Origin of the sequence: Mycobacterium lehmannii (genome assembly GCF_002245535.1) — a bacterium.
GTDB classification, from domain to species: domain Bacteria; phylum Actinomycetota; class Actinomycetes; order Mycobacteriales; family Mycobacteriaceae; genus Mycobacterium; species Mycobacterium lehmannii.
This window is the reverse complement of the sequence record NZ_NKCN01000004.1, coordinates 144565-168888: the sequence shown is the minus strand read 5'-3', so window position 1 is coordinate 168888 and position 24324 is coordinate 144565. Positions and strand designations below refer to the sequence as shown.

25 protein-coding genes, 1 tRNA gene and 3 pseudogenes are annotated in these 24324 nt (G+C 65.0%); 21 read left to right on the top strand and 8 right to left on the bottom strand.

The window, feature by feature from the left end:
• Positions 1 to 37 precede the first annotated feature (37 nt).
• The 8 genes from CEX87_RS07215 to CEX87_RS07180 all read left to right on the top strand — a co-directional run bounded on the left by CEX87_RS07215 (position 38) and on the right by CEX87_RS07180 (position 9203).
• Complete coding sequence (locus tag CEX87_RS07215) at positions 38 to 1495, top strand: cytochrome P450 (RefSeq protein ID WP_011560575.1); 1458 nt, start codon at positions 38 to 40, stop codon at positions 1493 to 1495.
• A complete protein-coding gene (locus tag CEX87_RS07210) occupies positions 1492 to 2145 on the top strand; it encodes a transglutaminase-like domain-containing protein (RefSeq protein WP_011560574.1) in 654 nt (217 codons plus the stop codon). The genes CEX87_RS07215 and CEX87_RS07210 overlap by 4 nt, the downstream gene beginning before the upstream one ends.
• A gap of 26 nt (positions 2146 to 2171) precedes the next feature.
• Complete coding sequence (locus tag CEX87_RS07205; protein ID WP_094286550.1) at positions 2172 to 3791, top strand: fatty acid--CoA ligase; 1620 nt, start codon at positions 2172 to 2174, stop codon at positions 3789 to 3791.
• A 38-nt stretch (positions 3792 to 3829) separates the two neighbouring features.
• Positions 3830 to 4975 (top strand): acyl-CoA dehydrogenase family protein, encoded by a 1146-nt coding sequence (locus CEX87_RS07200; protein WP_068200043.1) that lies wholly within the window; start codon positions 3830 to 3832, stop codon positions 4973 to 4975.
• 49 nt (positions 4976 to 5024) lie between these two features.
• A complete protein-coding gene (locus tag CEX87_RS07195) occupies positions 5025 to 6083 on the top strand; it encodes a BtrH N-terminal domain-containing protein (protein ID WP_068200039.1) in 1059 nt (352 codons plus the stop codon).
• A 91-nt stretch (positions 6084 to 6174) separates the two neighbouring features.
• Positions 6175 to 6585: an SCP2 sterol-binding domain-containing protein gene (locus tag CEX87_RS07190; RefSeq protein ID WP_005110592.1), complete on the top strand. Its 411-nt coding sequence runs from the start codon at positions 6175 to 6177 to the stop codon at positions 6583 to 6585.
• A gap of 152 nt (positions 6586 to 6737) precedes the next feature.
• Positions 6738 to 7844 carry an NDMA-dependent alcohol dehydrogenase gene (locus CEX87_RS07185; protein WP_068200036.1) on the top strand — a complete coding sequence of 369 codons (1107 nt, stop codon included), beginning with the start codon at positions 6738 to 6740 and terminating at the stop codon, positions 7842 to 7844.
• Between the two features lie 159 nt (positions 7845 to 8003).
• Positions 8004 to 9203, top strand: coding sequence for an acyl-CoA dehydrogenase family protein (locus CEX87_RS07180; RefSeq protein ID WP_068200032.1), 1200 nt, complete (start codon positions 8004 to 8006; stop codon positions 9201 to 9203).
• Between the two features lie 40 nt (positions 9204 to 9243).
• Here CEX87_RS07180 and CEX87_RS27340 read toward each other — a convergent pair.
• The 3 genes and pseudogenes from CEX87_RS27340 to CEX87_RS07170 form a co-directional block, all read right to left on the bottom strand.
• Positions 9244 to 9552, bottom strand: a pseudogene (locus tag CEX87_RS27340) (integrase core domain-containing protein); the annotation flags it as partial.
• Positions 9547 to 10416, bottom strand: a pseudogene (locus CEX87_RS07175) (IS3 family transposase); the annotation flags it as partial. The pseudogenes CEX87_RS27340 and CEX87_RS07175, both read right to left, overlap by 6 nt.
• Positions 10413 to 10703 (bottom strand): transposase, encoded by a 291-nt coding sequence (locus CEX87_RS07170; protein WP_068200030.1) that lies wholly within the window; start codon positions 10701 to 10703, stop codon positions 10413 to 10415. The pseudogene CEX87_RS07175 and the gene CEX87_RS07170, both read right to left, overlap by 4 nt.
• Before the next feature lie 46 nt (positions 10704 to 10749).
• Between CEX87_RS07170 and CEX87_RS07165 the strand changes: the two are divergent.
• A pseudogene (locus tag CEX87_RS07165) lies at positions 10750 to 11781 on the top strand (recombinase family protein); the annotation flags it as partial.
• Here CEX87_RS07165 and CEX87_RS07160 read toward each other — a convergent pair.
• Positions 11763 to 11848: transfer RNA gene (locus CEX87_RS07160), tRNA-Leu, on the bottom strand. The pseudogene CEX87_RS07165 and the gene CEX87_RS07160 overlap by 19 nt on opposite strands.
• Positions 11849 to 11920: 72 nt before the next feature.
• Here CEX87_RS07160 and CEX87_RS07155 point away from each other — a divergent pair.
• The 3 genes from CEX87_RS07155 to CEX87_RS27820 all read left to right on the top strand — a co-directional run bounded on the left by CEX87_RS07155 (position 11921) and on the right by CEX87_RS27820 (position 14054).
• On the top strand, positions 11921 to 13264 hold the full coding sequence (locus CEX87_RS07155; RefSeq protein WP_068200029.1) for a M20/M25/M40 family metallo-hydrolase: 1344 nt from the start codon (positions 11921 to 11923) through the stop codon (positions 13262 to 13264).
• 18 nt (positions 13265 to 13282) lie between these two features.
• Positions 13283 to 13813, top strand: coding sequence for a YbhB/YbcL family Raf kinase inhibitor-like protein (locus CEX87_RS07150; RefSeq protein WP_064393976.1), 531 nt, complete (start codon positions 13283 to 13285; stop codon positions 13811 to 13813).
• A gap of 112 nt (positions 13814 to 13925) precedes the next feature.
• Positions 13926 to 14054 (top strand): hypothetical protein, encoded by a 129-nt coding sequence (locus CEX87_RS27820; protein ID WP_255361514.1) that lies wholly within the window; start codon positions 13926 to 13928, stop codon positions 14052 to 14054.
• Here CEX87_RS27820 and CEX87_RS07145 read toward each other — a convergent pair.
• The 3 genes from CEX87_RS07145 to CEX87_RS07135 are packed head-to-tail and all read right to left on the bottom strand — an operon-like array spanning position 14051 to position 16387.
• On the bottom strand, positions 14051 to 15109 hold the full coding sequence (locus tag CEX87_RS07145) for a quinone-dependent dihydroorotate dehydrogenase (RefSeq protein WP_197506110.1): 1059 nt from the start codon (positions 15107 to 15109) through the stop codon (positions 14051 to 14053). The two genes, CEX87_RS27820 and CEX87_RS07145, sit on opposite strands and share 4 nt — an antisense overlap.
• A 7-nt stretch (positions 15110 to 15116) precedes the next feature.
• Positions 15117 to 15386 carry a DUF5703 family protein gene (locus CEX87_RS07140; protein WP_064393974.1) on the bottom strand — a complete coding sequence of 90 codons (270 nt, stop codon included), beginning with the start codon at positions 15384 to 15386 and terminating at the stop codon, positions 15117 to 15119.
• A complete protein-coding gene (locus tag CEX87_RS07135; RefSeq protein WP_068200023.1) occupies positions 15383 to 16387 on the bottom strand; it encodes a ligand-binding sensor domain-containing protein in 1005 nt (334 codons plus the stop codon). Before CEX87_RS07135 ends, CEX87_RS07140 begins: the two co-directional genes overlap by 4 nt.
• Before the next feature lie 174 nt (positions 16388 to 16561).
• Here CEX87_RS07135 and CEX87_RS07130 point away from each other — a divergent pair, with 174 nt between their 5' ends.
• The 8 genes from CEX87_RS07130 (at position 16562) to CEX87_RS07095 (ending at position 22981) form a co-directional block, all read left to right on the top strand.
• A complete protein-coding gene (locus CEX87_RS07130; RefSeq protein WP_064393972.1) occupies positions 16562 to 16873 on the top strand; it encodes a hypothetical protein in 312 nt (103 codons plus the stop codon).
• A 44-nt stretch (positions 16874 to 16917) separates the two neighbouring features.
• Entirely contained in the window at positions 16918 to 17748 is an 831-nt protein-coding gene (locus CEX87_RS07125; RefSeq protein ID WP_064394185.1) for an undecaprenyl-diphosphate phosphatase, read from the top strand.
• Positions 17745 to 18449 carry a histidine phosphatase family protein gene (locus CEX87_RS07120; protein ID WP_064427901.1) on the top strand — a complete coding sequence of 235 codons (705 nt, stop codon included), beginning with the start codon at positions 17745 to 17747 and terminating at the stop codon, positions 18447 to 18449. The genes CEX87_RS07125 and CEX87_RS07120 overlap by 4 nt, the downstream gene beginning before the upstream one ends.
• Before the next feature lie 46 nt (positions 18450 to 18495).
• Positions 18496 to 19083: a DUF3090 domain-containing protein gene (locus CEX87_RS07115; RefSeq protein ID WP_064393970.1), complete on the top strand. Its 588-nt coding sequence runs from the start codon at positions 18496 to 18498 to the stop codon at positions 19081 to 19083.
• On the top strand, positions 19067 to 19900 hold the full coding sequence (locus CEX87_RS07110; protein ID WP_094286545.1) for an SCO1664 family protein: 834 nt from the start codon (positions 19067 to 19069) through the stop codon (positions 19898 to 19900). The genes CEX87_RS07115 and CEX87_RS07110 overlap by 17 nt, the downstream gene beginning before the upstream one ends.
• A 3-nt stretch (positions 19901 to 19903) precedes the next feature.
• Positions 19904 to 20683, top strand: a complete 780-nt coding sequence (locus CEX87_RS07105) for a 3'(2'),5'-bisphosphate nucleotidase CysQ (protein ID WP_064393968.1) — start codon at positions 19904 to 19906, stop codon at positions 20681 to 20683.
• Between the two features lie 57 nt (positions 20684 to 20740).
• Complete coding sequence (gene mshC, locus CEX87_RS07100; RefSeq protein WP_064425633.1) at positions 20741 to 21979, top strand: cysteine--1-D-myo-inosityl 2-amino-2-deoxy-alpha-D-glucopyranoside ligase; 1239 nt, start codon at positions 20741 to 20743, stop codon at positions 21977 to 21979.
• 123 nt (positions 21980 to 22102) lie between these two features.
• Positions 22103 to 22981 (top strand): SDR family oxidoreductase, encoded by an 879-nt coding sequence (locus tag CEX87_RS07095; protein ID WP_068200021.1) that lies wholly within the window; start codon positions 22103 to 22105, stop codon positions 22979 to 22981.
• Positions 22982 to 23069: 88 nt separating this feature from the next.
• On the opposite strand, the gene CEX87_RS07090 is transcribed toward CEX87_RS07095, so the two are convergent.
• Positions 23070 to 23936 (bottom strand): PAC2 family protein, encoded by an 867-nt coding sequence (locus CEX87_RS07090; protein WP_197506108.1) that lies wholly within the window; start codon positions 23934 to 23936, stop codon positions 23070 to 23072.
• Between the two features lie 105 nt (positions 23937 to 24041).
• On the opposite strand from CEX87_RS07090, the gene CEX87_RS27815 reads away from it, so the two are divergent.
• Positions 24042 to 24164 (top strand): hypothetical protein, encoded by a 123-nt coding sequence (locus CEX87_RS27815; protein WP_255392535.1) that lies wholly within the window; start codon positions 24042 to 24044, stop codon positions 24162 to 24164.
• The last annotated feature ends 160 nt before the right edge of the window (positions 24165 to 24324 follow it).

The window sequence follows — 24324 nt, the reverse complement described above, 5'->3', positions numbered from 1 at the left end:
GGACGCCGTCAAAGCGGCCCAGCGTCCAGGAGGAACCATGACGAATCACCTTCTCGCACCTGCGCACCACGTGAAGGAGCGGTTGTCCTCTGTGATTATGGTCCCCGCGCCTCACGCCGTCGACGACAGATGGCGTCGATGGAGCCGGGACTGGCCGGTTCGTGAACTGGCACCGGCACCCGCGGGCAGTGGATTGAAAGCCGTCCGGGGGGATGCCGGACTGCCCTTCGTAGGTCACACGCTCGACTACATCCGATTCGGCTCGGATTTCAGTCGAGAGCGCTACGACCGTCTGGGTTCGGTGTCGTGGATGGGCGCGTTCGGCACCAAGATGGTGGTCATCGCCGGCCCTGACGCCACTCGAGAGGCGTTCACGAGCGAAGCGAAGGCATTCTCTCAGGATGGCTGGTCCTTCCTGATCGACGCCTTCTTCCATCGCGGTTTGATGCTCATGAGCTTCGACGAGCACTTGATGCACCGGCGCATCATGCAGGAGGCGTTTACGCGTCCGCGCCTGACCGGATACGTCGAACAGGTAACGCCATGCGTTCGCTCGGCAGTGCCTGCGTGGCCGGTGGGCCCGTCGGTTCGAATCTACCCACTGTTGAAGGAACTCACCCTCGACATCGCTACCGACGTCTTCATGGGCGGCCGCGGCAAGGACGAGAGCGATGCTGTCAACAAGGCGTTCGTCGCTACGGTCCGGGCGGCGAGTTCCCTTGTGCGTGCTCCGCTTCCGGGAACCAGATTCCGCGCTGGTGTGCAAGGGCGGCGCGTTTTGGAGGACTACTTCTTCCGGCATCTGCCGGCCGCGCGAGCCGGTGAAACGGAGGATCTGTTCGCTGCTCTCTGTCAAGCCACGACCGAAGACGGGGAGCGGTTTTCCGACGAGGATGTGGTGAATCACATGATCTTCTTGATGATGGCGGCCCACGACACCTCGACGATCACCACCACAGCGGTCACCTATTTCCTTGCCAAGTATCCGCAGTGGCAGGAGGCTGCGGCTGCGGAAGCCGCGGCCATCGGTGACGGGTTGCCGGACATCGAGGCCCTGGAGAAGATGACGGTCATCGACCTCGTGATCAAGGAAGCGCTCAGACTGCTTGCACCTGTTCCGCTGGTGATGCGCAAGACGGTTCGAGATGTCGCCATCGATGGATATCACATCCCCTCGAACACGTTATGCGCTATAACGCCTGCCGTGAATCACTTCGATCGAACGATCTGGAGTGATCCGGAGCGGTTCGATCCCTCACGTTTCGACGAGCCTCGGCGCGAAGACCAACACCACCGATTCGCCTGGGTTCCGTTCGGAGGTGGAGCGCACAAGTGCATCGGCATGCAATTCGGGACGCTCGAGGTCAAAGCAATCCTGCACAGGATGCTGCGTTCGTTCACTTGGAAGGTTCCGGAGAACTATCACGTCCGATGGGACAACACCTCGCTGCCCATTCCGGTGGACGGACTTCCGTTGGAGATGAAGCGCCGATGACCGTCGACCACAGCCCCTACCTCGAACCCACGGAGTTTCTTGACTGGCAACAAGATTCGGTACGTGACTTCGTGTCATCGGCGATCCGTGGTGCCTGCGGCGACACCGAGAAGGCCATCGCCATCTTCACCGCGGTCCGTGACTCCATTTGGTACGACCCCTACACGGTGACCGACAACCCGCACGCGTATCGCGCCAGCACCGTCGCGACCGCAGAACGGGCCTACTGCGTCCCGAAGGCCGTGCTCTTGACTGCAGCGTGCCGAGCGGCGGGAATCCCGGCGCGGCTGGGGTTCGCCGACGTCCGAAACCACCTCCAGACCAAGGCATTGCGCGAGCGGATGGGTGGTAGCGACGTTTTCGTCTACCACGGCTACAGTCTCATGTTCCTCAACGGTGCGTGGGTAAAGGCCACCCCGGCGTTCAATCGCGAGCTGTGCGCACGCTTCGGTGTCTCGCCGATCGAATTCGACGGCCGTAGCGACGCGCTACTCCATGGTTTCACCGCTGACGGCACCCAGCACATGGAGTATCTGCGCGACCGGGGAGCCTACGACGATCTACCCCTAGCAGACATCCTGCAAGCACTGAGAACGCATTACGGCACATTCATCGATCAGCCGAACAGCCGTCCCGACCTCTTCGCCTGAAAGGGCACTACACGATGCAAAGCACAATGCAAAATGTTCCGCTCACGGTGTCGGCGATCGTCCAGCATGCGGCAGCCATACACGGTGACAGCGAGGTCGTCACTCCGACCGGAAATGGATATCGGAGAACGCCTTACCGCATTGTGCTGGCGCGAGTGGCTCGCCTTGCCAATGCGCTGCGCAGTCTTGGCGTCACGGCGGACCAACGCGTGGCCACCTTCCAGTGGAGCAACCAGGAACATCTGGAGGCCTACTGTGCGATTCCCTCCATGGGCGCGGTCCTGCACACGCTCAACATTCGTTTGGCCCCAGAGCAACTGGCGTACATCGCCAACCACGCGAGCGATCAGATCGTCCTAGTCGACGCTTCGGTTGCCCCGTTGTTGGCGCGCGCGCTCCCAGCGATGGCGTCGGTGCACACCGTCATCGCCACCGGGGAGGGCGACCTTGCCCCGCTACAGGAATGCGGGAAGACCGTTCTGCGTTACGAGGAAGTGCTTGCCGGCCAAGAAGAATCATTTGACTGGCCTGAGCTCGACGAGCTGTCCGCCGCGGCCATGTGTTATACGAGCGGTACCACCGGAGATCCCAAAGCCGTCGTCTACAGCCACCGTTCGACGTACCTTCACTCCCTGACCGCCTGCACAGCTAACGCTTTGTCAGTCAGCGAGGCCGACCGTGTGCTGGCCATCGTCCCAATGTTTCACGCCAATGCGTGGGGGCTTATCTACGCAGCGTTGATGTCCGGTGCGGATCTGGTACTGCCTGACCGGTATCTCCAAGCCGAACCGTTGGTGTCGATCATCGAAGACACCAGACCGACCGTGGCCGGTGCAGTGCCGACGATCTGGAACGATGTCGACCGATATCTGGATTCGCACCCTGAGCGGGACATTTCTTCGTTACGGCTGGTCGCGTGCGGGGGGTCTGCTGTTCCGCTTTCGTTGATGCGGGCATTTGAAGAGAAGTACGACGTGCCCATTGTGCAGGCCTGGGGTATGACCGAAACCTCTCCGTTGGCGACCGTTGCACGTCCGGCTCACAGAGCCGACGCGACGCGGCGCTGGGAGATGCGCGCATCCCAGGGCCGGCCGATCTGCGGTGTCGAAATCCGGTTGCGGGACGACGACGGGAAAGACGTGCCGTGGGACGGGCAAGCAGTTGGGGAGATCCAGGCGCGCGGTCCCTGGATCACCGGGTCCTATTTCGGAGACAACGATACGGAGAAGTTCGACGAAGGATGGCTGCGTACCGGTGATGTGGGCAAGATCGACGCCGAGGGCTATCTGACACTGACCGACCGCTCGAAAGACGTCATCAAGTCAGGTGGCGAATGGATCTCCTCGGTGGAGCTGGAAAACACGCTGATCGGCCACCCTGCCGTGTACGAAGCGGCGGTAGTCGGCGTCGCGGACGATAAATGGCAGGAAAGGCCGTTGGCGCTTGTCGTCGTCCACCCCGGAACCGATGTTGACATTGACCAACTCCGATCGTTCCTTGCGGACAAAGTCGCCAAATGGTGGATTCCCGAGCGATGGAGCTTCGTGTCCGATATTCCGAGGACGAGCGTCGGAAAGTACGACAAAAAGGCCATCCGTGCGCGCCACTCTGCCGGCGAATACCTCATCGAAATCGAAACGTCATAACGTCAAATCCCTGGAATTCCAACAGTCGGAAGGTAATCATGTCCTCACCAATCTCTCCCTGGATGAATGCCGAATTACTCGAGCTTCGTGACCTCGCTGCGAAGTTCTTCTCGGCCGAATTGGCGCCGCATGCGAACCGCTTTGCAGACCAGCACCACGTCGACCGAGAACTGTGGAACCGAGCAGGCGAGCTGGGCCTGCTCTGCATGTCTATACCTGAGGAATACGGCGGAGGCGGTGGCACTTTCGCGCACGAAGCGGTCGTGCTTGAAGAGCAGGCCCGCATAGGTGACAGCTCATGGGGCGCGGGACTGCACAGCGGAATCGTCGCCCACTACATCCTGCGGTACGCGACTGAAGAGCTGCGCGCGCAGTGGCTTCCCAAGATGGCATCCGGTGAAATGATCGGGGCGATCGCCATGACAGAACCGGGGACCGGGTCCGATCTGCAGAGCGTCAAGACAAAAGCCCTCCTGGACGGTGACGAGTACGTTATCACCGGCTCCAAGACTTTCATCACCAACGGCCAACAGGCCGACCTCATCATCGTTGTTGCCAAGACAGATCCGAGCCAGGGCGCTGCGGGCATCTCTTTGATCGTTGTCGAGGCTGACCGGGCGGGATTCCGGCGCGGCAAGGTTCTCGACAAAATCGGCCAGCGCGGCCAGGACACCTCCGAGTTGTTCTTCGATGAAGTGAGAGTTCCGCGCTCGCATCTACTGGGCCAGTCTGAGGGACAGGGCTTCATTCAGCTGATGACGCAGCTGCCACAAGAGCGACTCATCGTCGCGGTGGGGGCTGTCGCAGCGATGGAACTTGCCCTGGAGCAGACGCTCAAGTACACGCGTGAGCGGGAGGCGTTCGGTCGGCCTGTCTTTGGCTTTCAGAACACCAAGTTCACGCTGGCTGAAGCCGCGACAGAAACGCGCATCGCACGAGTGTTCCTCGACTACTGCATCGACCTGCACCTTGCGGGTCAACTGGACGTGCAGACCGTCGCCATGGCGAAGTGGTGGACCACTGAGCGAGCGATGAAGGTACTCGATGACTGTATGCAGCTTCACGGCGGATATGGCTACATGACCGAGTACCCCATCTCGAGGTTGTGGGTGGATCAGCGCGTGCAAAAAATCTATGCCGGCACGAACGAGGTGATGAAGGAAATCATCTCGCGTTCCCTATGACTCAGAGGAGTTGCCGCCTGCACGTTAGTCATCTAGAGGAGGAGGACTGATGGCATCGATGGTGGTGCCGTATCGCCACGACATGGGCGGCCACTGCGGATCGGGGGCTCTTCGGGATTTGACCGAATGGGCCGGGATCCGTTGGGGTGATGACACCCCGGACGAAGGCATCGTGTTTGCTCTCGGCGGGGCCCTCGACTTCTCGTATGTTCGCTCGGCCCACCTACGTCCACCGATCTACCTCGTTGGACGCAGCGCGGACCTCGAAGACGAATACTTGACCCGGTTGGGCGCGCGCTTCGAGTGTCGTTCGACAGACGACCCCGATCTCGGGTGGAAATGGGTGACCGAACAGATCGATGCCGGTACGCCGGTCATGGTGTGGACTGACATCGCCGAATTGCCCTATTTGAGAACGCGTCTGAGTATGAGCCGGCACGATGTCGTGATCGTAGGGTACGACGACGACGAGGAACTCGCCTTCGTGGTCGATAACGATCGCGATACACCTCAAGCCGTGCCTTACGAGAATCTACGGAAGGCGCGGGCATCGACGGGATTTCCCGTCCCCACGCGGCACACCACCTACGTAGTCGAGTGGCCCGGCGCGGCACCAGATCTCGGCAATGCTGCCCGGTCGGCCTTCCGTAGGTCCGCGGACGCGATGCAGGGTTCGTGTGTGAGCGCGCCGATCACCGAGGACTCCGATTGTGAAATTCAGGTGCGTGGGCTACCAGGGGTATCGACTTTTGTGGAGGATCTCAAGCGGTGGCCGAAGATCTTTGACGACGACACCCTCGACGGAGCCTTGTTTGCGCTGAGCGCCTTCATCGAAAAAGCCGGAACCGGAGGCGGTCTGTTCCGAGATCTGCAAGCACGTGGATGTCGGCGCGTCGCAGAAGAGTTGAGTTTCGAACCTGCGTTTAAAGCAGCGAAGGCTGCAAAGACCGCATCTGAGTTGTGGACCGCGGTTGCGCACGCCGCTTATGACCGCGGTGCAGATCCGCACCGAAGAGCGAGCGGCGCCGCGTCCGTGGCTGCGCAATTGCCGACAGCCGAACGTCGACTCGCGGAGGCGCTGAGGGAGGCAGGAGATCTACTCCTATGAGTTCTGATTGCTTCGAAGCAAGCCGAACTGGTTGCGACCCAGCAGATTTATTTGAGCGCTTTGAATTGTGTCATAAGAGGGGAGAATCACGATGGCTGTCTTCGCTGATGCGGAAGAGGTTTACCGCTACCTCGCCGGCATCTTTCGACGAGGTTTGGAGAACGAAGACCTTGCGAACAGACTTGCCGGGTCCGGGGTGGTGTTACGGATCCACTACACCGATCCGGATGCGGTAGTAACCGTGGATATGCCGGAGAAGGTCGTAGAGACCGGCGCGGACAGTGGCGTTACACCGAATGTCGAATTGTTCATGTCCGCGGATACCGGCAACAGGTTCTGGTTGGGGAAGGTGAACTTGACCATGGCGATGGCGAAAGGAACTGTACGAGCGAAAGGTCCTGTCACCAAACTGATCAAGCTCATACCGCAGGCAAAGAACCTCTTTCCGGAGTACCGGGCAATCCTTGAGGCCGACAAGCGTCACGACCTGCTCAATGTGTGATGTCGGTGCGGTACCGCGCCCGGGCCCTGGTGAGCGGCCGGCGCGGGCCTCTGGGCGATGTGCCCGGAGATCATCCAGGACAGTTCGCGCGACCACCGTGCGCGGTCGGGATAACTACTCGAGAAGCGTAATTCGATAGAAGGGACTTCAACATGAAGACACGTGCGGCTGTTTTGTGGGGGTTGGAGCAGAAGTGGGAGGTCGAAGAAGTCGAGTTGGATCCGCCAGGTCCCGGGGAGGTCCTCGTGCGGCTGGCGGCCACCGGCTTGTGCCATTCCGACGAACATCTGGTGACCGGCGACCTCCCGATCCCATTGCCGGTAGTGGGGGGTCATGAGGGTGCTGGCACAGTCGTGGAGTGCGGCGAAGGGGTTGAGGAACTGTCCGACGGTGATTCTGTCATCTTGACCTTCCTTCCCTCGTGTGGGCGCTGCTCGTACTGCGCGCGCGGCATGGGCAATCTCTGTGAGTTGGGAGCGGCGCTCATGATGGGACCGCAGATCGACGGCACCTATCGCTTTCACGCACGAGGCGAGGACGTCGGGCAGATGTGTTTGCTCGGGACGTTTTCCGAGTACACAGTGGTGCCGCAGGCGTCCGTGGTCAAGATTGACGGCGGAATCCCCCTGGATCGGGCAGCCTTGATCGGTTGCGGCGTCACGACCGGTTACGGATCTGCGGTGCGGACTGGGGAGGTGCGCGCCGGGGACACCGTCGTGGTAGTGGGAGCGGGCGGAATCGGAATGAATGCGATTCAGGGCGCGCGAATCGCGGGAGCGCTAGCGATTGTGGCGGTCGATCCGGTGAAGTTCAAGCGAGAGCAAGCGAGCGGGTTCGGTGCGACGCACACCGCGGCCTCGATGGATGAAGCTTGGTCGCTGGTCAGCGATATGACGCTGGGCAAGCTGGCTGATGTCTGCATCCTCACCACCGATGTGGCTGAGGCCTCCTACACCGCGGAAGCGCTGGCCTTGGTCGGAAAGCGCGGGCGCGTCGTGGTCACGGCCATCGGGCACCCCGACGACTCATCGATCTCAGGATCACTGCTTGAAATGACGCTTTACGAGAAGCAGATTCGTGGCGCTTTGTATGGCTCATCCAATGCGCCGCACGATATTCCGCGACTGGTCGAGCTGTACTCCGCTGGGTTGTTGAAGCTCGATGAGTTGGTCACCCGCGAATACTCCCTCGACCAAATTAATGAGGGCTACCAGGATATGCGTTCAGGAAAAAATATCCGAGGGCTGGTCCGGTTCTGAAGAGCATCATGCCCACTGCTGTCTTCATGTGCTTGCGTTGCTGCAGATCATGCGGCCGGGCCGCTTGGGTGGTTGGCGTCGGGTCCTTCTTTCCCGTCGTGAGGACGGCAAGCATCAGACACCTCATCGATCATCTATCACATTCTCTGGGAGGCTGAGATGACGGACGCTGGCACGACCACGGCAAGCAGGGATGGGGCTGCTCGTTTCGCTATCGCCCCGGAGGTGTGGACCACGCCGGAGCGACGAGCGCTGAGCCAAATGGCACGGTCTTTCTCGGAACGTGAAATCGCGCCGAAGCTAGCGGAATGGGAGCGCGTGGGTGAGATTCCGCGCGACCTGCATCTCAATGCTGCCGAGGTGGGGCTTCTCGGAATCGGGTTCCCGGAAGAAGTCGGCGGCAGCGGCGGCAATGCGATTGACTCTGCACTGGTCACTGAGGCCATCCTGGCCGCAGGCGGGTCCACTGGCGTCTGCGCCGCCTTGTTCACCCATGGCATTGCCCTTCCCCACATTGCCGCCAATGGCTCCGACGCCCTGATTGAACGATATGTCCGTCCTACGCTCGCAGGAAAGATGATCGGCTCGCTGGGCGTTACCGAGCCTGGAGCAGGCTCAGATGTCGCGAATTTGCGCACACGCGCAGTGCGCGAAGGGGACACCTACGTGGTCAACGGAGCAAAGACGTTCATCACCAGCGGAGTTCGGGCGGACTTCGTTACGACGGCGGTACGCACCGGCGGACCGGGTTACGGTGGAGTTTCATTGCTCGTGATCGACAAGAATTCGCCTGGATTCGAAGTGTCCCGCCGGTTGGACAAGATGGGATGGCGATGTAGCGACACCGCCGAGTTGACTTTCGTCGACGTTCGCGTACCGGCTGAGAACCTGGTGGGGGCAGAGAACAGCGGGTTTTTGCAGATCATGCAGCAGTTTCAGGCTGAACGGCTCGGCATCGCCGTCCAGGCGTACGCGACGGCGGGTAGGGCTCTCGATCTTGCCAAGAGTTGGGCGCGGGAGCGTGAAACGTTCGGTAGACCCTTGACGGGGCGCCAGGTGATTCGCCATAAGCTTGCGGAGATGGCTCGACAGGTCGACGTGGCGTGCACCTACACCCGTGCGGTCATGCAGAGGTGGCTAGCGGGGGAGGATGTCGTTGCCGAGGTGTCGATGGCCAAGAACACCGCTGTGTATGCGTGCGACTACGTGGTTAACGAGGCGGTTCAGATCTTCGGTGGGATGGGCTACATGCGTGAGTCTGAGATCGAGAGACACTATCGAGACTGCCGGATTCTCGGAATAGGCGGTGGCACCAACGAAATCATGAACGAGGTCATCGCCAAACGTATCGGACTCTAGCGACTTGATTGAATCGCCCTGACTTTCCCGGAGGCTCGGGTTATTGGATTCCGGACAGGGGTTGGTCGGTCCCATGTGCATCGTAGAACGCGGCTTCGAACTCGGTGGGTGGGATGTCATTAAGGTAGCTGTGTAAGCGGCTGGTGTTGTGCCAGTACACCCAGCTCAGGGTCGCGAGTTCGACGTCCTCGACGGTCTTCCACGGCCTGGTGCGGACTGGCCCGTAGATCAGCTCCGCCTTGTAGTAGCCGTTCACCGTCTCCAGGGCATTATCGTAGCTGTCTCCGATCGTGCCGATCGAGGGGACCGCTCCGATCTCGGCGAGCCGTTCGCCATAGCGGACGGCGCTGTGCCGGCGTTGGTGATTGTAGAAGGTGTAGCACCAGTCGATGACAACCGCGCGCGCTTGGATGCTATCATGGAATCTATTGCGGGACAATACTTCCCACTCCAAGGAGGAGAAGAACGCCTCCGCGGCAGCATTATCGAAGCACGACCCGACCCGCCCCATCGACTGCCGAATCCCCAACTGCCGGCACAACTTGGTGAAAGCGTTCGCGGTATAGGTGCTACCGCGGTCGGTGTGGAAGATGACCCGCTCGGCCTCCTCGTCGCGCCAGATCGCCTGGCGGCCCCCGCGGGCGGCCACCGCCATCTTGATGGCCGCACACGCCAACTCGGCATCCGGATGCAGGCCCATCGCCGCCCCCAGCAACCGCCGGCTGTAGAGGTCGATCACCGTCGCCAAATACAATTTCTGACCGGACTCGGTCGGGATCTCGGTCATGTCGCCGACCCATTTGCGGTTCGGCGCGGACGCAGTGAAGTCGCGTTTGACCAGGTCCGCGAACTTCGGGGCCGCCTTGTCCTGTTTGGTCAGCCCATTGCGGCGTTTGATGCGGCGCGCCACCAAACCCTGGCGGCGCATCGAGTCTGCCACCGTTTTCTCCGACACCTGCCAGCCCAGCTCACGCAAGTCGGTGACCAGCCGCGGCGACCCATGCAGGTCCCGGGCCTTGTCGAACGCCGCCGCGACTGCCGCGTCGAGTTCGACGCGGCGCCGCTCGGTGTCGGTATAGGGCCCATCCGGGTCAGCCGCACGCTTGATCCACTTGTAGAACCACGCCGCGCTGACTTCCAGCAGCCTGCACGTAACCTCATGCGGCACCCGGTATTTGGCCCTCTGGTCGGCGATGAAACGTGCCACGCTCACTTCGTCGCCTCCTTCACCCACAGGACCACTGATCGCTTGAGGACATCACGCTCCATCCGCAGCTCGGCAACCTCGCTGCGCAGGCGTTTGAGTTCCGCAAGATCGTCGCGGGTCAACTCCCCACGGCCCTCCCGCGCCTCACGGTCCTGGGCAACCCAATTGCCCAAAGTGCCCTCATGCACACCCAGATCCCGCGCGACCTGCGCGATCGGCTTACCCGTCTCCCGCACGATCCGAACAGCCCCCTCACGGAACTCCCGGTCGTACTTCTTCCGCTTCTCTGACATCGCTACTCCTTATAGCTGATGCCTCCACGGTCTCGGGGGAACCTCACGCATGTATGCCGATGGTGCTGGCTTGCGCTTCATCGCACAGCAGCTCACCGACGATGGAGTGCCATCACCGAGCCAATACAACCCGGCACGGAACCGGCATCGTGACCCACGTGGATGGTCCCATTCGGCGATCCGCGCCATTCTCGACAACCCTGCGTACCGCGGTATCCGTGTCTGGGGCAAGCAGGAGAAGTATGAGGTCCTTTTGAACCCCGATGATGTCGCCGCGGGATATGAGACTCGCATGCGGTGGCGCGATCGGGCCGACTGGATCGCACCCGATCGACGCACGCACGAAGAGCTGATCCCTGATGAGCTGGCGCAGGCTGTTCGTCTCCGGATGCAGGCGCGGCGTGGTCCCGGTCGCGTGTGCAGCAGAGAATCGACAGTGCCGTATGCGCTGCGTGGGCTGCTGTTCTGCGCCGCATGTGGACGGCGAATGCAGGGCGCCGCCCGGCCGGGGAAGCAAACAACGCGGATCCTCTACCGTTGTGAGTTCGGCAAGTCACGTTCTGTACCTGTGGACCTGAGTGATCATCCGCGCACCGTCTATCTCCGCGAAGACGCAGTGACAGCGCGACTCGACGAATGGATCGCCACTCTGGCCGATCCAGAAGACCTCGCACGCGGGCAAGACGTGGACCCGGCGGCCGGACCTGGCTACGCCGCCTTGCAGCGCCAGCTGAGCGAGGCGAATGCCAAAGTGGCTGCCTTGATCACCGCCGTGGAGTCTGGCGTGGCCGTTGAGGATCTAACTGCTGCGTTGCGTCAACGTACCGCCGAGCGCGACGAGCTGAGGGCACGCGTTGAGCGAGTGGAGCGGCCCCGCGCCATGTGTGCCGCCGAGATCAGTGAGTTAGTTAAGGAGTTAGGCGGACTGTCGGTCATCCTCGGCGCGGCAACCGGAGCTGAGCGCGCCGAGGTGTACGCAAGCTTGGGCCTGCGTCTCGACTACGACCCGCATCTTCGGCGAGTCACGGCGACTGCCGACCTGAGTCGTGTCGCCGGATGTGTCCGAGGGGGGACTTGAACCCCCACGCCCGTTAATAGGGCACTAGCACCTCAAGCTAGCGCGTCTGCCATTCCGCCACTCGGACTCGTTGTGGGCAGCTAAGGCTATCGGATCACTGAGGCGTGACCCAAACCCAGTCGCCAGGTCAATGGTACGAATGGTGACTGTGACTGGTCCCGTCAACGCCGAAGCGGAGGTCGTCGACCTCGTCAGCGCGCTCATCCGGTTCGACACGTCCAACACCGGCGACCCGGCCACCACCATGGGTGAGGCCGAATGCGCGCGCTGGGTGGCCGAACAGCTCGAAGAAGTCGGCTATACGACCGAATACGTGGAGGCCGGTGCGCCGGGCAGGGGCAATGTGTTCGCCCGGCTCGAGGGCTCCGACAGCTCGCGTGGGTCGCTGCTGCTGCACGGCCACCTCGATGTCGTGCCCGCCGAGGCGTCCGACTGGAGCGTGCACCCGTTCTCCGGCGCGGTCGAGAACGGCTACGTGTGGGGTCGCGGCGCGGTCGACATGAAGGACATGTGCGGCATGATGATCGCGATCGCGCGGCACTTCAAACGCGCAGGCATCACCCCGCCGCGCGACCTGATCTTCGCGTTCCTGTCCGACGAGGAGGCCGGCGGCAAGTTCGGCTCACACTGGCTGGTCAAAAACCGGCCCGACCTGTTCGCCGGGGCTACCGAGGCGGTCGGCGAGGTAGGCGGCTTCTCGTTGACCGTGCCGCGCAAGGACGGCGGCGAGCGGCGCCTCTACCTGGTCGAGACGGCCGAGAAGTCGATGAACTGGATGAAGCTGACCGCGCGCAGCCACGCCGGCCACGGCTCGATGATCCACGACAGCAACTCCGTGACCGCGGTGGCCGAAGCGGTGGCCAAGCTGGGCCGCCACGAGTTCCCGCTGGTGATGACCGACGCCGTCAGCCAGTTCCTGCAGGCGGTCACTGAGGAGACCGGCTATTCGTTCGACGTCGACTCGCCGGACCTGGCCGGCGCCATCGCCAAGCTGGGCCCGATTGCCCGAGTGGTCGGCGCCACCCTGCGCGACACCGCCAATCCGACGATGCTCAAGGCCGGGTACAAGGCCAACGTCATCCCGGCCTCGGCCGAAGCGGTGGTGGACTGCCGGATTCTGCCGGGGCGTCAGGCGGCCTTCGAACACGAGGTCGACGAGCTGATCGGCCCGAACGTCACCCGCGAGTGGGTCACCGAACTGCCGTCCTACGAGACCACGTTCGATGGCGACCTGGTCGACGCGATGAACGGCGCGATCCTGTCCGTGGACCCCGACGCCCGCATCGTGCCGTACATGCTTTCCGGGGGTACGGATGCAAAAGCGTTCGCGCAGTTAGGGATCCGATGCTTCGGGTTCGCACCGCTGCAGTTGCCGCCCGACCTCGACTTCACCGCGTTGTTCCACGGCGTCGACGAACGGGTACCCGTTGACGCGTTGAAGTTCGGTACCCAGGTCCTCGAGCATTTCCTGTTGCACTGCTGATCGACGAAAGGACGAGTCATGGCGTTTGATTACAACCCCTACGAGTTCCTCCCCGAGTTGCCCTCGTTCACGGTGTCCTCGGACACCTTCAACGACGGCGACGCGCTGGGCAACGACCAGGTCAGCGGCATCATGGGTGCCGGGGGAAACGATGTCTCGCCGCACCTGACCTGGTCGGGCTTCCCCGAGGAGACCCGCAGCTTCGCGGTCACGGTCTATGACCCCGACGCCCCGACCGCGTCCGGCTTCTGGCACTGGGCGGTGGCCAACCTGCCCGCCACCGTCACCGAACTGCCCGAGGGAGTGGGTGACGGCAGCGGCCTTCCCGGCGATGCGCTCACGCTGCGCAACGACGCCGGCCTCCAGCGCTTCATCGGCGCCGCCCCGCCTCCGGGACACGGCCCCCACCGCTACATCGTCGCCGTGCACGCCGTCGACGTGGAGAAGCTCGATCTGCCCGAGGACGCGACTCCGGCGTACCTCGGGTTCAACCTGTTTCAGCACGCGATCGCGCGGGCGCTGATCCACGGCACCTACGAGCAGAAGTAGCAGAACACTGAAATCTGCTCTGCGCGCTCCGATTTCCTGCACGGCTGGCTTTTCTGAGGAACTGACGTATGGTCGCAGGTGAGTGATTGCCACTTCTGCTTAAGGAGCGACAATGGCTGACAAGAAACCCGGTAGAAGCCTGAAGAAGGCTGAACGGTCCCTCAAGGACCGGCGCGCTGAGAAGCGTCAGCGCGAAGCCGAGGCGGGTGAGTTCATCCGCAAGCGCAAGCGCGCAAGCTAGGCCGCAGAACCGACCGCTTCGGCCAGTGAGCCGAAGCCCCCCTCGTGAAGGCGGCGGGCGATTCCGTCGTGGATGCCTTTGGCCCACAGCCCGCCGCCGTACACGAATCCGGTGTAGCCCTGCAGGAGTGAGGCTCCGGAGGCGATCCGGTCCCACGCGTCGTCGGCGGTTTCGATGCCGCCGACACTGATCAGCACCAGCCTGTCCCCGACGCGGCGATAGAGCCTGCGCAGCACCTCGACCGAACGTGTGGCCACCGGCCGCCCGGAGATCCCGCCGGGCCCCAGTTCGTCGAGGCCCGGCGTGGCCAACCCGTCGCGCGACACGGTCGTGTTGGTGGCGACGATTCCGGCCAGGCCGAGATCGACTGCCAGGTCGGCGATTTCATCGACGTCTTCGTCGGACAGGTCCGGTGCGATCTTCACCAGCACTGGTTTCGACGTCTCCGCCAGCACCGCGGTCAGGATCGGGCGCAACGACGAAACCGCCTGCAGGTCGCGCAGCCCCGGAGTGTTCGGAGAGCTGACGTTGACCACCACGAACGAGGCGAGCGGTCCCAGCAGACGCGCCGATGTCGCGTAATCCTGCACCGCCTCCTCCGGCGGCGTGATCTTCGTCTTGCCGATGTTCACGCCGATGGGGATATCGGGAACGTGCCGGGCGAGCCTCACCGCGAGTTCGCCCGCGCCGTGGTTGTTGAATCCCATCCGGTTCAACAGCGCATGGTCGTCGGGCAGCCGAAACATCCGCGGTTTCGGATTGCCGGGCTGGGCTTGGGCGGTGACGGTGCCCACCTCGGCGTAACCGAAGCCGAGTGCGCCCCACGCGTGCAGTCCGCTGCCGTTCTTGTCGAACCCGGCGGCCAGGCCCAGCGGTCCGGGAAACCGAACACCGAACACCGTGCTGGCCAGTATCGGATCGCGGGGTCCCAACCACCGTCTCAACGCGCGCCTGGTCCACGGCGGATAGGTGACGGCCCGCAGCAGTGCGAAGACCCACGTGTGAATCCGTTCGGGTGCAACGAGAAACAGCGCCCGCCGCAGCGCGCCGTACATCATCGCCTCACTGTGCGGGCTGCTCCGGGATGTTCATCCGGCTGGCTGCGGTCTTCTTGCGGCGCAGCAACACCCGTCGCGAACCGTCGGTGTAGAGCCTGACGCGGGTGAGTTCCCAGCCTCGGTATTCGGCCTCGATCGACAACCGGGTCGAGGCGCTGACTCGCGTGACGTCCGGCGGCAACCGCAGCGGAATCCATTCGTAGTCGTCTGAGAGGTCTGATTTGACGGCGTCCTCCCAGGCCGCTGGCATCCGTCCGCGGTGAAGTGCGCTCATGCGTGCGCTCTCGCCGCGTCGACGATCACCTGCACACCCGCTCCCGATCCGGACACCACATACAGGGTGCCAGAGGATTCGTCGAATGCCAGGGAGTTCGGTTGCTGCACGGTTCGATATCGCACCTTCTCGACGGGAATGCCGGTGGCCAGATCGTAGCCAACGACCTCGTTCGTCGCAGTCTGCGACACCCAGGCCAGCGTCGACGACCCGGCGAGGCCGTAGGGGGCGTCGCGCACCGGGTACCGCTGACGCAGGATCAGCGGATCGGTGCCGAAGACCAGGAGCCCCTCGCCGCGGGTGTCGGCCACCAGCACCCGACCGGCCGGGTCGGCGACCATCGTCGTCGCACCCTCGCCCGCCCGTAGCGCCTGCGCCTGCTCCTCGCCGTTCTCGGTGAGCGCCGTCACCGACGTCTGGGCGCGGTCCAGTACCACGGCCGTATTCCCTTGTGTGACAAGCGCATCGACACGGGCAAAGATATTCAGCGTAGCGGCTACGGCGGTGTCTGAGCCCAACGTGTAGACGGCGCCGTCGGCGCTCCCGAGCACCAGTCGGCCGTCCGCGCGCCGCGCGATCGCGGTGAAGTCGGTGTCGGGCAGGCCCTCGACCTCGACCTTGGTCGCGGTGCGGCCGGCGACGTCGATCCGGTGGTAGCCGCCGCGCGTCGCCGCGTAGACCTGGCCGTCGCCGTCACCCGTCAACGCCGTTGCGGGACTGGACAACGACACCGTCGCCGCGTCCTCGCCGCCCGGGGAATACACCGTGACCTGCGATCGGTCCGCCGGATCGGGCGCCAGTACCACCAGTGAGCCGCTTTCCGCGTCGACGATCGCCGCCTGCGCATCGGCGCCCAGCGGCCGCACGACGCCGTCGGGCCGGCCGGCCACCGGTGGGGACACCGCGGCCTGCGCGGGCGCGATGGTGGCAGGAGCGTCGGAGCTTTCCGACGAGCAGCCGCCGACCAGCGCAAATGCCGGCACGATAGCCAGCGCCGCCACGATCCGGCGAATCGGCTGATTCGATGTGTTTACCACGGGCGCCAAGGGGTAGCTCTCGGTCGTGCGTACGGTTAAGCGACTGAACGGCCAGTCTAGGCAGACCGCTGCGCGTCGGCTTTCGTCCGCTCGCCGTGCCCTCCCAATTAGCGGCCGCGTCAACGGTATGGTGCGATCATGACCCTCGCCACGGACCGCGCGACCGGCGCCGGTGAGTTTGTCATCGAGGACATGACCACCGGCCTGTATGCCAGCGGCTTCGGCCAGGTGGGCGACGGCCGCAGCTTCTCGTTCCATGTCGAGCGCCAGATGCTGGTCGTCGAGATCTACCGCCCGCGGTTGGCGGGACCGGTCCCGCACGAGGAGGACGTGGTCGCGGTGTCCAGCCGCAAGCTGACCGACATCGACCTCACCGACCGACGCAGCGTGGGCGCGGCGGTGCGTGATCTCGTCGCGTCCGCAGAGCCGGTGGCGCGGACCGGTCGCTAACACCCGCCCACGGTACGGTCGTCGTCGTGACGGACGTGCCGGCGATGTCGTGGGTGCAGGTCGTCGTCCTCGCGATTGTGCAGGGGCTGACCGAGTTCCTGCCCGTCAGCTCCTCGGGGCACCTGGCGATCACGTCGCGCGTGTTCTTCGCCGACGACGCCGGGGCGTCGTTCACCGCCGTCACCCAGTTGGGCACCGAGTTCGCGGTCCTGCTCTACTTCGCCAAGGACATCGGGCGCATCGTCAAGGCCTGGTTCAACGGCTTGTTTGTCACCGCGCACCGCAACGCCGACTACTGGTTGGGTTGGTATGTGATCGTCGGGACCATCCCCATCGCCGTCCTCGGGCTGCTGTTCAAGGACCAGATCCGCACCGGCGCACGCAATCTGTGGGCGATCGCGATCGCGCTGATCGTGTTCTCGGCCGTCATCGCCGCCGCCGAGTACTTCGGCCGCCAGGCGCGCACCGTCGAACAGCTGACGTGGAAGGACAGCATCATCGTGGGCTTCGCGCAGTGCCTGGCCCTGCTGCCCGGTGTGTCCCGTTCCGGCGCGACGATCAGCGCCGGGCTCTTCCTCGGTCTCAACCGCGAGCTGGCCGCCCGGTTCGGTTTTCTTCTGGCCATCCCCGCGGTGTTCGCCTCCGGGTTGTTCTCGCTTCCCGACGCGTTCCATCCCGTCGGGGAGGGGATGAGCGCGACCGGCCCGCAGTTGCTGGTGGCCACGCTGATCGCGTTCGTGGTCGGTTTCGCCGCAGTGGCTTGGTTCCTGCGGTTCCTGGTCAGGCACAGCATGTACTGGTTCGTCGGGTATCGCGTCATGCTGGGCACCGTGGTGCTGATCTTGTTGGGGACGGGTGTGGTGGCAGCGACATGACGGTCATCCTGTTGCGGCACGGCCGCTCGACGTCCAACACCGCGCACACGCTGGCGGGCCGGTCCGAGGGCGTCGACCTCGACGACAAGGGTCGCGAACAGGCGCATGCGGTGGCAACCCGCATCGGTTCGCTGCCGATCCGCGCGATCGTGCGCTCGCCGCTGTTGCGCTGCGAACGAACCGTGGAACCGCTGGCCGCGGCGCTGGGCCTGACGCCGATCGTCGACGACCGGATCTCGGAGGTCGACTACGGGGCCTGGACCGGGCGCAAGATCGCCGACTTGGTCTCCGAGCCGCTGTGGGCGGTGGTGCAGCAGCAGCCCAGCGCCGCGGTGTTCCCCGGCGGGGAGGGCCTGGCCCACGTGCAGGCCCGCGCGGTGTCCGCGGTCCGTGAGCACGACCGTCGACTCGCCGAGGAGCACGAGGGCGACGTGCTGTGGGTCGCCTGCACTCACGGCGATGTGATCAAAGCCATTGTCGCCGACGCGCTCGGCACCCATCTCGACAGCTTTCAGCGGATCACCGCCGACCCGGCGTCGATGAGCGTGATCCGTTACACGGCGGTGCGGCCGTTCGTGATCCACGTCAACCACACTGGTGACCAACTCACGTCGGGGCTGGCGCCCAAACCCGCGAAAAGCGACGCGGAAGACGGCGAGGTGCCGCCGGAGGATGCCGTCGTCGGCGGGTCCACCGGCTAGTCGCAATTACGGGTGACAAGCCCCAACCGGTATTTTGGGAGGTGCCATGGCCCGCGCAATCCACGTCTTCCGCACACCCGACCGATTCGTGGCCGGGACCGTCGGCCAACCCGGTAATCGCACGTTCTACTTGCAGGCCGTCCACGACAAGCGCGTTGTGTCGGTGGTTCTGGAGAAGCAGCAGGTCGCCGTGCTCGCCGAACGGATTGCCGCGCTGCTGCTCGAGATCAATCGCCGGTTCGGAACGCCGATTCCGCCCGACACCGGTGATGTCGAGGATCTCAGCCCGCTGATCACTCCGGTCGACGCGGAGTTCCGCGTGGGCACCATGGGACTGGGCTGGGACTCCGAAGCCCAGACGGTCGTCGTCGAACTGCTGGCGGTGTCGGAAACCGAGTTCGACGCGTCGGTGGTGCTCGACGACGCAGAGGAGGGCCCCGACGCGGTCCGTGTGTTCCTCACACCGGAATCCGCGCGCGAGTTCGCGACGCGCTCCAACCGGGTGATCTCGGCAGGCCGCCCGCCCTGTCCACTGTGTGACGAACCGCTGGACCCCGAAGGCCACATCTGCGTGCGCACCAACGGCTATCGGCGCGGCGCCTTCGCCGAGTCCGACGATGACATCGACATCTGACGGCGGGGCCGATGCGGTCCGCGAAGAGGTGCTGCGGCGCGGTGAACTGACCGTCATCGGGCGCATCCGATCGGCCAGCAACGCGACCTTCCTGTGCGAGGCGAATCTTGGGCAGCACCAAGTCCATTGCGTCTACAAGCCGGTGGCGGGCGAGGCACCGCTGTGGGACTTCCCCGACGGAACGCTGGCCGGTCGCGAGCGCGGAGCCTATCTGGTGTCGGCAGCGTTGGGATGGAATATCGTGCCCTACACCATCATTCGTGAAGGGCCGGCGGGTGAGGGCATGGTGCAGCTGTGGGTGGACCAGCCGGGCGACGAGGTCGACGACGAACGACCGGACGGGCCGGATCTGGTGGATCTGCTTCCCGCAGGGCGCATTCCGCCCGGCTTTTTGCCGATCCTGCAGGCCTACGACTACGCGGGCGACGAGGTCGCCCTGGTGCACGCCGACGACGACCGGTTGCGCCGGATGGCGGTGTTCGACGTGCTGGTCAACAACGCCGACCGCAAGGGCGGACACATCCTGTCCGGCGTCGACGGTCGGGTGTACGGCGTCGACCACGGGGTGACCCTGCACACCCAGGACAAGCTGCGCACCGTGCTGTGGGGCTGGGCCGGTAAACCCGTCGACGACCAGACACTGGAATCGGTGGCCGCGCTGCGCGATCAGCTGCGCAACGGGTTAGGCGACGAACTGTGCGCGCTCATCACCGAGCGGGAGATTGCCGCGTTGCTCTCCAGAACCGTTGCGCTGCTGACCGATCCGGTGATGCCCACACCCGATCGGCATCGCCCGATCCCGTGGCCGGCGTTCTGAGCGATGACCCTGACTGATGCGGCGTTGGCCGCCGAGGTGGCCGCCGAGGCGGGCGAGATGCTGCTGAAGGTCCGCGAGGAAGTGGGTTTCTACGACCCGTACGACCTCGGCGACACCGGCGACAAGCTGGCCAACAGGCTGATCCTCGATCGGCTTCGCGCTGAGCGGCCCGACGACAAGGTGCTCTCCGAAGAAGCGGTCGACGATCTGTCCCGCGTCGACGCCGACCGGGTGTGGATCGTCGACCCGGTCGACGGCACCCACGAGTACTCGATGCCGCGGCGCACGGACTGGGCGGTGCACATCGCGCTGTGGCGACGCGACGGCGGGCCTAACGGGCGCATCACCGACGCCGCGGTCGCGCTACCCGCGCGCAACGAGGTCTACCGCACCGACACCGTCACCCCGCCGCCGCCCCGCGCCGACGGCCCCATCCTGATCACGGCCAGCTCCAACCGGCCGCCGCCGGTGCTGTGGTGGCTGCGCGACCGGATGGACATCCAGTTGGTGCGCATCGGGTCCGCGGGCGCCAAGGCGATGGCGGTGGTGCGCGGTGACGTCGACGCCTACCTGCACGCCGGCGGACAGTGGGAGTGGGATTCGGCCGCGCCCGCCGGCGTGGTGCAGGCCGCGGGTCTGCACGCGTCGCGCATCGACGGCTCGGAGCTGGTCTACAACCGGCGCGACCCCTACCTGCCCGACCTGTTGATGTGCCGGCCCGAGCTCAGCGAGGCGCTGCTCAAGGAGATCCTCTCGGCGTATCGGAGCCGCTGGAGGGACTGATCGGGAATGAAACGGCCGCCCGCGATGTCGGTCAGATCGATGCCTAGAGTCGAGACTATGAATTCGTGGCCGGCTCCCGTCGTCCCGGCGCTGCCGGGCCGGGGACCGCAGCTGCGCCTCTACGACAGCGCCGACCGGCAGGTCCGTCCCGTCAGCGCGGGCGAGACGGCCACGATGTACGTCTGCGGCATCACGCCCTACGACGCGACCCACCTCGGCCACGCCGCCACCTACCTCGCCTTCGACCTCGTGCACCGCATTTGGCTGGACGCCGGGCATCGGGTGCACTACGTGCAGAACATCACCGACGTGGACGACCCGCTGTTCGAACGCGCGCAGCGCGACGGCATCGACTGGCGCGAACTCGCCGACCGCGAGACCCGGCTGTTCAGCGAGGACATGGCCGCGCTGCGGGTGCTGCCGCCGCACGACTACGTCGCCGCCACCGAGGCCATCGCCGAGGTCATCGAGGTGGTGGAGAAGCTGTTGGCCTCAGGTGCCGCCTACATCGTCGACGACGCCGAGTATCCCGACGTGTACTTCCGCGCCGACGCCACCGCACAGTTCGGTTACGAGTCCGGCTACGACCGCGACACCATGGCCCGGTTGTTCGCCGAACGCGGCGGCGACCCGGAGCGACCGGGGAAGGGCGACGAACTCGATGCGCTGCTGTGGCAGGCGCAACGGGCGGGGGAGCCGAGTTGGCCGTCGCCGTTCGGGCCGGGCCGCCCGGGATGGCACGTCGAATGTGCGGCCATCGCCCTGAGCCGCATCGGCACCGACCTCGACATCCAGGGCGGCGGCAGCGACCTGATCTTCCCGCACCACGAGTTCTCCGCCGCGCACGCCGAATCCGTCACCGGCGAGCGCAGATTCGCGCGTCACTACGTGCACGCCGGCATGATCGGCTGGGACGGCCACAAGATGAGCAAGAGCCGCGGGAACCTGGTGCTGGTCTCGCGGCTGCGCGCCGAGGGCGTCGACCCCGCGGCGATCCGGCTCGGGCTGTTCGCCGGTCACTACCGTGCCGACCGGTACTGGAGTGACGCGGTGCTCGCCGAGGCGGTCGAGCGGCTGGGTCGTTGGCGTGCGGCGGTCGCGCTGCCCGGCGCGCCGAATGCGACCGATGTCGTGCAGCGGGTTCGCCGGTACCTCGCCGACGATCTGGACACCCCGAAAGCGCTTGCGGCGCTGGACGGTTGGACAACCGACGCGCTGAGCTACGGCGGCCACGACCCCGAGGCGGGGCACACGGTGGCGACCGCCGTCGACGCGTTGCTGGGCATCGCGCTGTAGCCCCGTTGCGGCGAGTGCGCGCGTCTGTCGACGACACGCCGCTGGTTTCCCAGCCATTTGTGCACCCTCGCGGCGCGCTGAACGTGCGTCGAATGCCGCCGCCGGCGCGGTACCTTAGCCGCCATGAGTTCACTGAACGGCAAAGTCGCGTTGATCACCGGCGGGGCGAACGGCATCGGCGAAGAGGTGGCCCGGCGGCTGCACGACAAGGGCGCCAAGCTCGTGCTGACCGACCTCGACGCCGACCGGTTGGCCCAGGTCGCTGCCCGGTTCGGCGAGGACGGGGTGGTGACATCGGTCGCCGACGTGCGCGACCTGGCGGCGATGGAGGCGGCGGTCGCCAAGGGAGTCGAACGGTTCGGCGGCATCGACATCGTGATGGCCAACGCCGGCATCGCAACCTACGGGTCGGTGCTCGGGGTCGACCCGCAGGCGTTCCAGACGATCATGGACGTCAACGTCGTCGGCGTGTTCCACACCGTGCGCGCTGCGCTGCCCTCGGTGATCGACCGGCGCGGCTACGTCCTGGTGGTGTCGTCGGCGGCCGCCTACGCTGCCTCGGCCGGCATGGCTCCTTATGACGCCTCGAAGGCGGCCGCCGAGCATTTCGCCAACGCGCTGCGCTTGGAGGTCGCGCACCACGGTGTCGACGTCGGGTCGGCGCACATGCTGTGGATCGACACGCCGCTGGTCCGGGAGAGTCGCTCGGACCTGCCGAGCGCGCGCAAGATGCTCGACTCTCTGCCCGGGCCGCTGGGCAAGACCACCTCGGTGGACAAGTGCGGTGAGTTGTTCGTCGCTGGCATCGTGGCCCGCAAGCGGCAGATCAACTGCCCGCGGTTCGTCGGCCTGATGCGCTGGCTCAAGCCGCTGCTGGCGTCGCGGCTGGGGGAGCGGGCCACGCTCAAGACGGTGCCGGATCTGCTGCCGAAGATGGACGCCGAGGTCGCCGCGTTGGGCCGGTCGATGAGCGCGCGCACCGAGGCGCTGGAAAAGCGCTAACCCTCACTGCCGCGAGCGACCGAGTTTGCCCCGCGACACGCCGCGCTTGACCGTACAAATGCGGTCGCTCGCGCGGGATGACGGACGCTCAGCCCCTGAAGCCGGGGCCGCGGCGGCGCAGGTAGCGCTCGAACTCGGCGGCCAGCGCGTCGCCGTCGATCTTGCCGAGCGCCTCGGTCATGTCCACCTCGGCGTCGCCGCGTTCCTCCAGCGACTGCACGTACTCGGCGATCTCGTCGTCCTCGGCGGTCATCTCCGAAACCGCCTGCTCCCACTCCTCGGCCGCGGTCGGCAGGTCGGCCAGCGGCACCTCGACGTCGAGCACGTCCTCGACGCGGCGCAGCAGGGCCACGGTGGCCTTCGGGTTCGGCGGCTGGGAAACGTAGTGGGGCACCGCGGCCCAGAACGTCACCGCGGGGATCCCGGCCTGCACACACGCGTCCTGGAACACACCCGCGATGCCGGTCGGGCCTTCGTACCGCGTCTCCTCCAGCCCGAACACCGCCGCGGAATCCGACGAGTAGGCCGCGCCCGACACCGGCACCGGCCGAGTGTGGGGCGTATCGGCCAACAGGGCGCCGAGGATGACGACGGTCTGCACGTTGAGCTTGTCGGCGATCGCCAACAGCTCCGAGCAGAACGTGCGCCAGCGCATGTTCGGCTCGACGCCGTGCATCAGCACGATGTCACGGTCGGAACCCGGGGGACGGCAGTGCGAAATCCGCATCGACGGCCACACCAGTTCCCGCGTGACCCCGTCGACCTGCCTGATCACCGGCCGATTCACCTGGTAGTCGTAGTAGGCCTCGTCGTCGATCTCGACGATCGTCTCGGCTTCCCAGATCGCGTCGAGGTGCTCCACCGCATCGCTGGCGGCGTCGCCGGCGTCGTTCCAGCCCTCGAACGCTGCGACGACGATCGTGTCGTTCAGTTCGGGCAGGTCGGGCGGTTTCAAACCGCTCGCATCCGACAAGGTCACAACGCCAGCGTAAGCCCTCTGAGGCGGGTAGGAGCGCCATCGCCACACGTGCTGACTTGATTCGCCGACTACCCTGGATTCGTGGCTGATGTGAAGGACCGCGCGTACACCACCGATTTGCTCGACGCCCTCGTAATCGGTGGCCGCGCGATGTGCACCCGGCTGCCAGCCAAGACGAAATACGCTCGGCTGCAATCTGGTTAACCATGGTGTCGACGACAGTGCCGACAAGATCCGCCAGCGTTCGCTCATGGGCGCGCGTCGCCGTGCGGGTCGGACCGATCGCCACGTCGAGGCGGGCGTCCGAGAATCGTTTGGATGACAACGTAGACTTTGCCTGTCGAGAGGCGTTGCAACGGATTCC

What these genes read in the sequence shown, in the direction of transcription:
- CEX87_RS07215 (WP_011560575.1), top strand. Translation starts at nt 38, where the DNA reads ATGACGAATCACCTTCTCGCACCTGCGCACCACGTGAAGGAGCGGTTG.
- CEX87_RS07210 (WP_011560574.1), top strand. Translation starts at nt 1,492, where the DNA reads ATGACCGTCGACCACAGCCCCTACCTCGAACCCACGGAGTTTCTTGAC.
- CEX87_RS07205 (WP_094286550.1), top strand. Translation starts at nt 2,172, where the DNA reads ATGCAAAATGTTCCGCTCACGGTGTCGGCGATCGTCCAGCATGCGGCA.
- CEX87_RS07200 (WP_068200043.1), top strand. Translation starts at nt 3,830, where the DNA reads ATGTCCTCACCAATCTCTCCCTGGATGAATGCCGAATTACTCGAGCTT.
- CEX87_RS07195 (WP_068200039.1), top strand. Translation starts at nt 5,025, where the DNA reads ATGGCATCGATGGTGGTGCCGTATCGCCACGACATGGGCGGCCACTGC.
- CEX87_RS07190 (WP_005110592.1), top strand. Translation starts at nt 6,175, where the DNA reads ATGGCTGTCTTCGCTGATGCGGAAGAGGTTTACCGCTACCTCGCCGGC.
- CEX87_RS07185 (WP_068200036.1), top strand. Translation starts at nt 6,738, where the DNA reads ATGAAGACACGTGCGGCTGTTTTGTGGGGGTTGGAGCAGAAGTGGGAG.
- CEX87_RS07180 (WP_068200032.1), top strand. Translation starts at nt 8,004, where the DNA reads ATGACGGACGCTGGCACGACCACGGCAAGCAGGGATGGGGCTGCTCGT.
- CEX87_RS07170 (WP_068200030.1), bottom strand. Translation starts at nt 10,703, where the DNA reads ATGTCAGAGAAGCGGAAGAAGTACGACCGGGAGTTCCGTGAGGGGGCT.
- CEX87_RS07155 (WP_068200029.1), top strand. Translation starts at nt 11,921, where the DNA reads ATGGTGACTGTGACTGGTCCCGTCAACGCCGAAGCGGAGGTCGTCGAC.
- CEX87_RS07150 (WP_064393976.1), top strand. Translation starts at nt 13,283, where the DNA reads ATGGCGTTTGATTACAACCCCTACGAGTTCCTCCCCGAGTTGCCCTCG.
- CEX87_RS27820 (WP_255361514.1), top strand. Translation starts at nt 13,926, where the DNA reads ATGGCTGACAAGAAACCCGGTAGAAGCCTGAAGAAGGCTGAACGGTCC.
- CEX87_RS07145 (WP_197506110.1), bottom strand. Translation starts at nt 15,109, where the DNA reads ATGTACGGCGCGCTGCGGCGGGCGCTGTTTCTCGTTGCACCCGAACGG.
- CEX87_RS07140 (WP_064393974.1), bottom strand. Translation starts at nt 15,386, where the DNA reads ATGAGCGCACTTCACCGCGGACGGATGCCAGCGGCCTGGGAGGACGCC.
- CEX87_RS07130 (WP_064393972.1), top strand. Translation starts at nt 16,562, where the DNA reads ATGACCCTCGCCACGGACCGCGCGACCGGCGCCGGTGAGTTTGTCATC.
- CEX87_RS07125 (WP_064394185.1), top strand. Translation starts at nt 16,918, where the DNA reads ATGTCGTGGGTGCAGGTCGTCGTCCTCGCGATTGTGCAGGGGCTGACC.
- CEX87_RS07120 (WP_064427901.1), top strand. Translation starts at nt 17,745, where the DNA reads ATGACGGTCATCCTGTTGCGGCACGGCCGCTCGACGTCCAACACCGCG.
- CEX87_RS07115 (WP_064393970.1), top strand. Translation starts at nt 18,496, where the DNA reads ATGGCCCGCGCAATCCACGTCTTCCGCACACCCGACCGATTCGTGGCC.
- CEX87_RS07110 (WP_094286545.1), top strand. Translation starts at nt 19,067, where the DNA reads ATGACATCGACATCTGACGGCGGGGCCGATGCGGTCCGCGAAGAGGTG.
- CEX87_RS07105 (WP_064393968.1), top strand. Translation starts at nt 19,904, where the DNA reads ATGACCCTGACTGATGCGGCGTTGGCCGCCGAGGTGGCCGCCGAGGCG.
- mshC (WP_064425633.1), top strand. Translation starts at nt 20,741, where the DNA reads ATGAATTCGTGGCCGGCTCCCGTCGTCCCGGCGCTGCCGGGCCGGGGA.
- CEX87_RS07095 (WP_068200021.1), top strand. Translation starts at nt 22,103, where the DNA reads ATGAGTTCACTGAACGGCAAAGTCGCGTTGATCACCGGCGGGGCGAAC.